This window comes from Jatrophihabitans telluris, from assembly GCF_023516435.1.
GTDB classification, from domain to species: Bacteria; Actinomycetota; Actinomycetes; order Mycobacteriales; family Jatrophihabitantaceae; genus Jatrophihabitans_A; species Jatrophihabitans_A telluris.
Window position 1 is genome coordinate 23,401 of the sequence record NZ_CP097332.1, and the last position, 11,526, is coordinate 34,926.

Genomic DNA, 11,526 nt, shown 5'->3' on the forward strand with positions numbered 1-11,526 from the left:
GAGACCGCTCGCGAGCGTGAGGGTCGGACGGCCCGCCGGCACGGACGCTGGCGCGGACGCTGACCCGGGCGCGGACGCTGACGCTGAGGTGGGCGCGGACGCTGACGCTGAGGTGGGCGCGGACGCTGAGGCGGGGGTTGCGGCCGAGTCTGACTCAGCGGTATTCCGACGCGGCATCACGGGCACAACTCCAGGACGGGCTGGTGGCGAATCTGTAGCGAACCACGAGCGAATCTGTCGCGATCATCGGGGTGATCAAGACCCGCATCGGCCGGGGGATCGACCAGTGAAGCCGACCTACATCGCCTGAAACCCGGCGCCGGGAAATGCAACATCGCGGAAACAATGTCGCTGCGATTCGTCCGATAAGTCGGAAGCGGGCCGGGCCGGGCCGGGCCGGGCCGGGCCGGGCCAACGATCAACGATCGCGTCCTCCAGCTTGAGCGGCCTCAGCGCGTCGCCGCGCGGGCATGGTCGTTCGGCGCGGCTATCCAGGCGAGCGCAGTACCTCCCGGCGGCGTTCGAGCAGCTGCGTCCGCTCGATCTCAGACGGGGCCAGGTCGGCGGCCCGCGCCAGCGCCTGCGCCGCCGCCTCGTGCTGCCCCGCCCGCGCGAGCAGGTCCCCACGAGCGGCGTAATAGGGGTGATAGTCCCGCAGCGCGGGGTGTTCGGCCAGCGCGTCGAGCTCGGCCAGCCCACGCGCCAGACCCTGCGCCATGCCGACGGCAACCGCTCGGGCGACACCGCTCACGGGCGAGGGGGCCCGTTCGTGCAGCTCGTCGTACAGTCCGAGGATGGCCGCCCAGTCGGTGTCCTCGGCGCGCTCGGCTCGGGCGTGCACGGCAGCGAGCTCAGCCTGGATCCGGTAGGGACCCCGGTTCACACGCCCACTCGTTGAGGTTGCCCTCGTTGCACCCCCACCACCCGTTGAGGTTGCCCTCGTTGCACCCCCACCACCCGTTGAGGTTGCCCTTGTTGCAGCCGCCCACCCCCCACCACCCGTTGAGGTTGCCCTCGTTGCACCCGCCCACCCCGCACCGCCCGTCCCCAGCAGGGCGTCGGCTTCGGCGATCGCAGAGCGGTCCCAGCGACTTCGGTCCTGGTGCTCGAGCGTGACCAGGCGACCATCGACCCGGCGGGCCTCCTGCCGTGAATGCTGGATCAGCAGCAGCGCCAGTAGGCTGCGCGCCTCGTCCTCCAGCGGCAGCAACTCCGCCACAAGGCGCGCCAGACGTACTGCCTCCGACGCTGCCGCGGGGTCGCGGGCGGCAGACCATCCCGCCGAGAAGGCAAGGTAGACGACGGCCAGCACCCCGTCGAGCCGGTCGGGCAGGTGCTGGGCATCGGGCACCCGATAGGGGATGCCGGCATGCGCGATCTTGCGTTTTGCCCGCAGGATCCGCTGGCTCGCCGTCGCCTCCGGCACGAGAAACAGGCGCCCGATCGCCCGTGTGCTCAGGCCGCAGACCACCTTGAGCGTCAGGGCGACGCGGGCCTCCAGCGACAGGGCCGGATGACAGCACGTGAAGATCAATCGAAGCCGATCATCATGGAGTCCGGCGTCGGCGCCGGTGCCCGAGACTGCCGGTCCGGGGCCACCGGGGCCGGGTCGGCCGCTGCCTGCCGAGACCTCGTAGGCCATGCCGTCCTCCCCGAAAACGGGATCATTGGCGAGTTCGACCAGCTTGTCTGTCTCGAGGGCACGTCGGCGCAACACATCGACGGCGCGTCGGCGGGCGGTGACGGTCAACCACGCGGCTGGGTTGCCAGGCACCCCGTCGGTGGGCCAACGTCGCAGCGCGCGCTCGGTGGCGTCGGCGAGTGCGTCCTCGGCCAGATCCCAGTCGCCCGTCACGCCGATCAGAGCGGCCACGATCCGAAGCCGCTGCTCGCAGATCGCCGTGGCCACGGCGTGATCCACGGTGCCTCTCGGCGGGGATTTCACCACCGGCGCGGCGCATTCGGCGTCCCCGGCATCATCGGTCGCCCCGAGGCCGCTCCGAACGCCGCCCTCCCCGTCGACGGGCTCACGTCGCTTCTTCGGCAGCGTCCTCGAACGGCCAGAACGGTCGCAGCTCCAGTCGACCCTGAGCGGCCATCGGGTGCCGGGAAGCTACGTCGATCGCCTCGTCCAGGTCGGCGCATTCGAGGATGTCGAAGCCGACGATCCACTCGCGGGACTCGGCAAACGGACCGTCCGTCACGAGCACCTTTCCCTGGCGACGACGGACGGTGGTCGCGTCCTGCGCGGGCCGGGTCCGTTCGCCCATGATCCGGACACCGGCGGCGTCGTAGGTGTCGCACCAGTCCTCGATGGGCATGGTGCCCTCACCGGTGGGGTCGGCGTCGTTGTCGGGGTCGGTCGCCACGAACATCAGATAGCGCATTCTCGCTCCTCGGGGTCGTCGTCATCGTTCCTACCGCAGTACGACGATCGAGTGGGCTCGGATCCGACACTTTCGCTGTTCGCCCGTCGGATTACCTCGTGCGGCCCGTATATCGCCGCCAGGACGTTAGATCGGCCAGCTCGGAATGGAAGGCGCCCAACAACAAGGGCAACCTCAGCACCCGTGGACCCACAACAAGGGCAACCTCAACGGCCACGGACCCACAACAAGGGCAACCTCAACGCCCGTGGACCCACAACAAGGGCAACCTCAACGCCTTCGGACCCACAACAAGGGCAACCTCAACGGGGGGGTGGCCGGGTTAGTGGCCGAAGATCTGCAGCTCCCAGATCGAGTCGCCGAACCGGGTCCCGCGCGCGGTACAGAACACCCGAACGTAGCGTCCGGAGCCGTTCAGGCCCGTGATCGTGTCGGTGCCCCCGCGGCTCGTCCGGTCGGCCAGCGTGGACCAGTGGGCATCGTCGTCAGAGACCTGCAGCTGGTAGGCCGACGCAAAGGCCCGCTCCCAGCGAATGCTCACCCCGGTCAGCGAACGTACCGCGCCGAGATCGACGACGATCCACTGAGGATCCGTGCGCAGACTCGACCATCGAGTGGCGCCGTTGCTATCGACGGCGAAGGCGGCGGGGAATGCGGGCGTCTCCACACTGGAACTGCTCGCGGGCCGGTTCAGGGCAAGGTTGCCGTCGGCGATCCAGCCGCGGGTGACGTGCACCGAGTCCCCGACGACATCGGCCCGGTAGCCGCTCTGACCCGAGCACTGGTCCCCGTATTCCGCTCCCGGCACCACGGTGCCGGTCAAGCCACCGGCGTCGGTCGAGGTCGGCGCCCCGAAGAGGGCCCCGACGAAAGGCAGCTGGGTGCACTGAGCAGGCGTGGCATCGTAGGACAGGAAGCCACTCCCGGCACCGGCGAGCGCACCGGTCCCGGCCGGCAGGACATAGCTGCCAATGGACTGGGTGCGCCCGGTAACCGAATCGGTCACCACCCCCGACCACGTGTCGGGCGCGGATTCGATCACCGCGAGTACGTACTGATGACCGAAGTCGGCGGCCAGATCGATTCCGCAGGTGAGACCGGCCCCGCCGTCGGCGCGGGTGCCGCACATCGGCTCGACCGAAGTCGTCCCCGGAATCAGGCTGGAGATCTCCGCCCGCAGCCGTTGCGTCCCGTTCAGATTCGGCATCGGGTGCAGCGCGATCGTCCCGCCCGACTCGGCGTTGCCGAAGGTGAACTGCTCGACCACGGCCGCGCCGGCCTCGTGCAGGGTGCTGGAATCAAGCGTGATGGGAAAGGCCAGGGACGTCAGGCCGCCGGCAGGCGTACCGACGACCGACCAGTCGATCGACGCCCCCTGCACACCCGGCGGCAGCGCTGCGCCCGGCGTCGCCGAGGGCGGCGGGACGGCCACGATGGGCGTGCCTGAGGATGTCGCCGGCGGCGCGAAGGAAGCGGTCGGCGCGGCCGAACGTGGCGGGACCGGCGCGGCCGCTGGGTTCGAGGACGCCGCCGAGGGCGCGACAGAGGGCGCGACAGAGGGCGCGACGGAGGCGGACACCGAAGGCGGCGGGGCAGGCACGGTCGGCGACGCGGACAGCGACGGAATCCCGGGAGCAGCCGTAGTCGCCGGAGCAGCCGTAATCCCCGGAGCAGCCGGAATCCGGGGAGAAGGCGACGTCACGATCGACGGTGCGGCGGGACGGGACGACGCCGGGCTGACGCCGGGGAGGCTGCCCGGTCGAACGCCCGAAGCCGGCGCCCCGAGGCCGGCGACGGCTTCGACCGTGAGGTGGCCGGGGTCCCGGGACACGGTTCCGACCGCGAAGGCCACGGCGCCCGCCGTGACGATCGCGGTCGCGCCGACCACGGCAGCGACGATCCCGTGGGCGAAACCGGCACGTCGACCGACGGACCGGGCCGCGCGCCCGCTCCAGACGCGCGCCCACGTCCCGGTGCCGGCCGCCGAGCCCGCCGCGCCTGCCGTCGACCCCGTCGCGCCTCCCACCGACCCGGTCGCGCCTCCCGCCGGCCCCGCGCCGAGGGCCGCGGTCGCTACCACTGCGTGGGTGGCGGCTACCTGTGTGGCGGTTGCGTGGGTAGCGGCGAGGTACTTGGCGGCGACGGGCGCCCCGCCCAGCAGGAACGGGACGACGAGCGCACGCAAGGTCTGGTTGGTGTCGGAGATTTCGGTGAGCGCGGCCGTGCATCTCGCGCAATCCTGGACGTGCGCCTTCACGGCGGCTGCATCGCGTGCAGACAATGCATTTCTGACGTAGCCACCGAAGAGTTCACGGGTACGGCGACATTGCGGGTCATCAGTGGCAGCGACGTGTTGGGTGAGAAATGCCTGGCGCAGCCGCTCCTTTGCCCGAACGGCTCGCGAGGCGACTCCGTTGGCGGTGGTCCCCAGAATCGGCGCGATGGCGGCCGGCGTCTCCTCCTCGACCAGCAGGTGCCACAACAGCTCCCGGCTGGCTTCGGGCAGGGAAGCCCAGGCCGCCCACGCCGCGCGATGCTCCTCGGTCGCGGCGGCCAGATCAGCAGCCGAGTCAGCGGGAAACAGGTCGAGGTCGTTGTCGTCGCCGGTGAGCGTCACCCGCTGGGTGAAAGCCCGGGCCGCGTCGATGTTGAACCGGCGCATCGTGCTGAGCAGGTACGGACGAAACGCGGCATCGGGGCCGCCACCGGTCTTGATCGCGCGCAGAACGCGCAAGAAACTCTCACTGACGAGGTCGTCGACATCGCTCGCCTTGGCGATCTGACGCGCCAATCGGCGTGCTGCTCCTTCGTGTCGCGACCAGAGCGTGGCGTAGGCCTCGTCGTCACCAGCCCGGACGGCGGCCAGCAGGTCTGCATCGCTGGGCGGGGCCACACGTTCGACGGCGTCCGCGGGCTGCACGCTCAACGCTGCGCCCGCTCGACACAGGCTGCCTCAGGCCGTGTCCGCCGGCACTCATCGGCCCATACCTTCCACGCCGCAATCACCGGACTGCCGCCAGGTTCCGACATGGTCGTTCCCTTCACTCGTCGCACGGTGTGTTAGACGGACCCGCTGCAGACGTGTGTCGGCACACGCCCGGGCGCAGTGCGCCGACGGGTGCACGCCGATAGGAACGACTGCCCGTAACAACGCTCCCCATCTGCCACCTCCTCGCCCGCCCGGGCGTACTTCGCCGGGCTGGCACCCGTTAAAAGCTCAGTCCATACAACTAGCAAGTAACCGGTGCTAAATGTTGAACAGACCAAATGAAACTACAGGTCAGGGAGAATGGCTAGTCGCAACGCGTGAACAAAAGGGAGCGCTCGGGAAAACGTCGCTGAGCGGGGGACGCCCTCAGCGGGGACGCCCTCAGCCGGAGGGTGCGCTCAGCGCGGGCGTGCGCCCAGCTGCAGTGCCGACTACCGGGGAGGGCTCAACCAGTCGACGGGAGAGCTCAGCGAGGTGAACTGAACTCCTGCTGGCTGCGCGGCCCTTCGTCATCGATGCCCGCGAAGAGCACCATGGCCTCGCCGTGCATCGCGACCCGATTGCGGCCGGCGGCCTTCGCGCGGTACAGAGCCGCGTCGGCGGCACCGAGCACACTGTCGCCGCTGGTGCCGGTCGACTTGGGCCCGGCGATCACCCCGTCGGTGGAGTCGACCAGGGCGAGACCCACGCTGGCGGTGACCGGCAGCAGCTCCGCGGCCGGCTGGGCCGAGGCGGTGCGCTGGAGCCGGAGCGCGAGTTGCTCACCCTCGGCGCGCGAGTGCAGCCCTTCGCAGATCGCGACGAACTCGTCCCCGCCGACCCGTCCGAGCGTGTCGCCAGGACGTAGGGCGGCGCGCATCTTCTCACTGACCTCGACGAGAGTCGCGTCTCCGGCGGCGTGCCCGAGTGCGTCGTTGACCTGCTTGAAGTTGTCGAGATCGATGAACATGACCGCCAGACAGGAGTGCTCGCGCTGATCGAGCGCGTGCTGCAACCGGTCGAGCAGCAACCGGCGGTTGGGAAGAGAGGTCAGCGGGTCATGGGTGGCCAGCTCGGAGAGCTCGTCCAGCAATCGGCGCCGGTCGGTCTCCGACTCGGCCTTGGCCAGCGCGAGCCGCCGGCGCTGCACGATGAGCCAGCACAACACTCCCAGGAAGAGCAACGCGACCGAGGTCCCGACCGCCGCTGCCGCTACGGCGGCGGCCCGGGTGTCGCGGGCGAGACGGTCCGCGGTGGCGAACCGTGCCTGGGCGCGGGCTTCCAGAGCCTGCAGGTCCGAGGTCAGCCGGACCATGGACTGTTGACCCTGCCCGGTATTGACCACCGCCAGGGCATCGCCGACTCGGCCGGACTGACGCAACGCGACTGTGCGTTGCAGTTCGGCGGTCTTGGTCGCGACCTCGGTGGAGATCGCGGTGAGCAACGACGCCTCGCGGGCGCCCGCCAAACTCTGCAGGTTCGCCAGCGAGCGCGGGATGGCGCCGGTGGCGCCGACGTAGGAGCTGAGGTAGTTCGCGCGCCCGGTCAGCAGGTAACCGCGCTGGCCGCTCTCAGCCATCTGGACCTCGACCAGCAGGACGGCCGCCGCGCGCAGCACCGAGGCGTGCGCCGAAGCCTGCCGTTCGGACCGGGCGCTGGCCCACGACGCGGTCATCGACAACGCCTGGCAGGTGACCAGGACCGCGGTAGCGACCAGGGCGATCACCATCGGCCAGCGGCCGACGGCCAAGCGAGGGGCAGGCTTGGGCGCGCTGCTGGACAAGGCCATCTCCTGTTCAGCTGCTCGATCCGGGATGGCTGTCCGGTCTTGTGAGCTTGGTGCTTGTTGAACGTTCTGCGAACAATGATGCCTTATGCGCGACCGTCTGGCCGCATGGTGGACCAACCGAGTTGGTCAGCGTGCCGCGCGGGCCTCGCCCAGCAACCGCAGCGCTGGGTAGGCGCTGTGATTTCGGGCCGCGATCCACTGCCGGAAGGCGGGGGCGGCCAGCGGACGACTGAGGTGATAACCCTGGCCGGTGTCACAGCCAAGCCCGAGCAGCACGTCCAGGACCGCCTGGTCCTCGATCCCTTCGGCGACGGTGCGCAGGCCCAGCGTCGCCGCCAGACCGGTGATCCCGCGAATGAGCGCCACGCTGCTGGCGTCGTCCTCGCCGAACAGGCCGAGCACGAACGAGCGGTCGATCTTGACCTCGCCGACGGGCAGGCGCTGCAGGTAGGACAGGCTGGAGTACCCGGTTCCGAAGTCGTCCAGCGACAGGCAGGTGCCCAGGTTCCGCAGCGCGTGCAAGACCGGCATGGTCTGCTCCGGATCACCCATCACGCTGCTCTCGGTGATCTCCAGGATCAGCCGGTGAGCGGGAACCCCGAACCGACTCAGGGCGCTCGCGACCCGCTCCGGCAGCGAACTGTCGGCCAGGTTGCGCGCCGAGAGATTCACCGCGACCGTCAGGTCCTCGTCCCAGCCCGCGCACTCCCGCAGGGCCGCGTCCAGTACCAGCGGCGTGATCTGCTCGATCAGGCCGGTCGATTCGGCCAGCGGGATGAACACATCCGGGGCGATGGTGCCCCGGGTCGGGTGATTCCAGCGCACCAGCGCCTCGGCTCCGGTGACCTGCCCCGTCCGTAGATCGAGCTTGGGCTGGTAGTGCAGGACGAACTGGCTCTGGTCGCTGGTGAGCGCAACGCGAAGGTCGGCCAGCAGCGCGAGCCGTTCGATCCGGCCCTGGTCCATCGCCGGTGTGTGCAGCGCGATCGTGACGCCCTTGTTCTTGGCCTCGTACATCGCGGTGTCCGCCCGGCGCAGCAGTTCGGCCGCCCGGCCGCCGATGGTGACGGCCACGCCGATACTGGCCTCCGGGGTGAGCATGGCCTCGTCGAACTGGATGGTCACGGCCATCGCCGTGGCGACGGTCGCGGCGAATCCGAGCGCCTGCTCCTCGTCGAAGTCGGTCAGCAGAATGGCGAACTCGTCCCCACCGAGCCGGGCGACGACCGACCCGGCGGGCGCGCAGTCGCGCAGGCGTCGTCCGACCGCGACCAGCAGCCGATCACCCATCTCGTGTCCGAGGACGTCGTTGACCTCCTTGAACCGGTTCAGGTCGAGCATCAACACAGCGGCCTGCCGGCCGGCGCGCTCGACGAGATCGATGCGATCGGAGACGTAGGCCCGGTTGTTCAAACCCGTCAACGAGTCATGGGTGGCCTCGTGACCGAGTCGCTCGACGAGCCGGGTGCTCTCGACGGCGACGGCGAGATGGCCCACCAGCGTTTGCAGCAGTGTGACGTCGTCCTTGGTGAACGTGGCGGTTTCGCCCAGTCGATCGCTGACGGTCAATGTGCCGACCAGGCCCTTGCCCGAGGGCAACGACACCACGATGGCGTCCCGCAGACCGCGCTCGGCCAGCCACCGCCGCAGGCCGGAGTCCTTGGTGTTGCGGGCGATCAGGATCGGGGTCTCGTCGGTGAGGGCCCGCACCAGTACCCAGTCCGACAGGTTCACGCTGGCCGGGGTGATCTGTAACTGGTCGTCCTCGCCGATCCAGATCCGGACGCCCGCGGAGGGAGACCCTTCGGCGCGGACGTCGGCCTCGCCGGTGCGGGCGTGCTCGTTGGGCAGGAGGACCTCGACCGCTGCCGCCCGCAGCAACGTGCGGATCCGGGACAGCAGTTGGTCGGCCAGAACTTCCAGCGAGCTCGCCCCGACTCCGCCGGCGACGAACTCGTGAACCAGTGCCAGCGCCTGGTGACGACGCCGGGTGGCCGCGTGCGAGCGGTAGCCGATGACTCCGATGACCGACAGCACGGTCACGACGCCGCAGCCGAGCGGCCCGCGTTCGACCAGCAATGTCGCACCGATCGCGAACGTGGTCGAGACGACGCTCAGGACGGCGGCCGGGGCGAAGACCGCGAACGCCTCGCGAACCCCGACGTGACCGGCATGCAGCCTGATCATGACGAGCACCAGCGCGCACATCAGCTGATCGACCACGGAGATCACGAGCAGCCCGGTCAGGGCCACGCCGGCGGTCAGGTTCCGCTGATGTCCGAGCAGCTGACCCAGCAACAATGCGTCGATCCCGAGTTCGAGCGCGTACGCCGCACCATTGAAGAGCATCTTCTCGACGCTGATCCGCTGGTAGGCGAAGGCCGCGAGCGATCCGGCCAGCCGTGCGGCCACCACCACGAGGGGCGGCAGGAAGAACAGGCCGAGCACGAGCGGCACCCCGGCGAGAGTGAACGAGTGCGCCTGCCGGCGGAACTCGACGTTCATCAGGAACAGTTCGCCGAAGCAGAACAGACCGGCCAGGGCAGCGCCCATCAGCGGCAACGGGATACCGGAGGCCAGCAGGGGCAGTGGCTGCGTGCACAGCATCGCCGCCGCGCCGAGCACGATGACCAGGCCGATGACGCCGTCGCTCCATCCGACCTCACGCAGCCGGGCACGCATGTCTAGCCCCAGGTGTGGTCTGACCAGCGCGCGGACGACCAGCGCGCGGACGACCATCGAGCTGAGGACCAGCGAGCCGAGGACCAGTCCGCATCGCTCCAGCGGGCTGAGGACCAGCGCGCCGAGGACCAGCGGGCCGATTGCAGCCCGTTGGCAGCGGCCGGAGCCCAGCCGGGACCGGTCCAGGTCGTGCCCAGCCACTGACCGCCCGACCACGCGTGCAGTGAGGAGGCGGCGTTCCACCAGTCCGTGGACCGCCACGGTTGCCCCTGGACGTCCACTTCGCCGTCGAGGGCCACACCGTTGGCGTCGAGGAGAACGTTGCCGCCGCGGGCCGCGTTGATCGACCCCTGGCCGGTCGAGGTGGCGAAGGCCTGGGTGGCAGCCCGCGCGTCTTTGCCGCCGATGCCCTTCCACGCCGATCCGCTGCCGGACTTGGCCACGGCGCTCAGGGCCGCGTCGATGTTGAGCTGTCCGGCGCCCGCGTAGAGCGCGCTCGCGGCGACGGGAGTTGCGCTCGAGGTCAGCAAAGCCTTGACCTGGTCCGGGGTCAGGTTCGGGTAGGCCTGCAGGAGCAGGGCCACCGAACCGGACACGACGGCCGCGGCCTGGCTGGTTCCACTGCCGCGGAACAGCCGCCCGGTGGTGTCACCGGAGACGAGGCCCTCGGGGTGGTTGACATCGACGTTGGAACCCGGTGCGCGCAGGGACGCCACGGAGGTACCGGGGGCCAGCAGATCGACGTGCCGTGCGGCGGTTCCCCCGTTGGAGAAGGCCGCAACCGTCGGCTTGGCCCAGCCCGCGACGGTGTGGTTGTTGTCCGAGGCGCCCACGGCGATGACGTACGGGTCCAGGGCCGGGTTGGTCAGCCGGCCGAAGCCGTTACCGTCGTTGCCGCCGGAGACCACGACGACCAGACCGTGCCGCCACGCGTTCTCCGCCGCGGCCGCCAGGGGATCGAGCTGGTAGGACTGCACGGAATCGGTACCGAAGGACAGGTTCACGACGCGGACCTTCGAGCCGTTCTGGCTGGTCTGGTGCTCGGTGACCCAGTCGAGGGCGGCGATCACCTGGCTGACGTCGGTGCTGCCGTCGGTCGTGGCGAGCTTCAGTGACAGCAGGCCGGCGTCGGGGGCTACGCCCAGCTGGACGGAGGGATCGAGCTTGGAGATGGTCTTCGCGGTCAGGGTGGCGGCGTCCCGGGCGGCGATGATGCCGGCCATGTGTGTGCCGTGACCGAAGGTGTCCTGGTCGGTGAGGCTGCCGTTGCCCTCGATCGACAGGTCCGGACCGTAGGTCAGCTTGCCGGCGGATTCCAATCCCGGCACCGCCGCGGTTCCGGAGTCGAGCAGGGCCACGGTGACACCCTGGCCGGTGATCTGACGCTTCTGCGAGTCCAGCCGTTGCCAGACGGTGCGAGCGCCGATCGCGGACTCGATGGTGTACAGCGAGCCCGGGTCCAGGTTGGCCTCGTTCTTGCCCTTGGTGTCCTTGGCCGCCTTGTCCGCCTTGTCGTCGCCCCACTTGGCCACGGTGAAGACCCCGTGCAGGACGGGCGACTGCGAAGTCGAGGCGGGCGCGGTGACGTGCGATCCGACGACAGACATGAGGCAGGCAGAGGCCGCAATCGCGACGATTCCTGCCTTCTTGCCCCAGCGTGTCGTGCTCAGAAATTCTGCCTGCGTGGCCATCCGTAGCCC

6 protein-coding genes are annotated in these 11,526 nt (G+C 69.8%); all 6 read right to left on the reverse strand.

Annotated elements, in window-relative coordinates:
• Positions 1–487: 487 nt before the first annotated feature.
• Entirely contained in the window at positions 488–1,921 is a 1,434-nt protein-coding gene (locus M6D93_RS00105) for an RNA polymerase sigma factor (RefSeq protein WP_249771907.1), read from the reverse strand.
• A 106-nt stretch (positions 1,922–2,027) separates the two neighbouring features.
• The gene (locus tag M6D93_RS00110; protein ID WP_249771909.1) at positions 2,028–2,387 is read right to left on the reverse strand and encodes a YciI family protein; all 360 of its coding nucleotides are present in this window, start codon (positions 2,385–2,387) and stop codon (positions 2,028–2,030) included.
• Positions 2,388–2,709: 322 nt separating this feature from the next.
• Positions 2,710–5,307: a sigma-70 family RNA polymerase sigma factor gene (locus M6D93_RS00115; RefSeq protein ID WP_249771911.1), complete on the reverse strand. Its 2,598-nt coding sequence runs from the start codon at positions 5,305–5,307 to the stop codon at positions 2,710–2,712.
• A 535-nt stretch (positions 5,308–5,842) separates the two neighbouring features.
• Positions 5,843–7,138 carry a diguanylate cyclase domain-containing protein gene (locus M6D93_RS00120; RefSeq protein WP_249771913.1) on the reverse strand — a complete coding sequence of 432 codons (1,296 nt, stop codon included), beginning with the start codon at positions 7,136–7,138 and terminating at the stop codon, positions 5,843–5,845.
• Positions 7,139–7,270: 132 nt separating this feature from the next.
• Entirely contained in the window at positions 7,271–9,883 is a 2,613-nt protein-coding gene (locus tag M6D93_RS00125) for a putative bifunctional diguanylate cyclase/phosphodiesterase (RefSeq protein WP_347343712.1), read from the reverse strand.
• A complete protein-coding gene (locus tag M6D93_RS00130) occupies positions 9,829–11,517 on the reverse strand; it encodes a S8 family serine peptidase (RefSeq protein ID WP_249771915.1) in 1,689 nt (562 codons plus the stop codon). The genes M6D93_RS00125 and M6D93_RS00130 overlap by 55 nt, the downstream gene beginning before the upstream one ends.
• Positions 11,518–11,526: the final 9 nt, after the last annotated feature.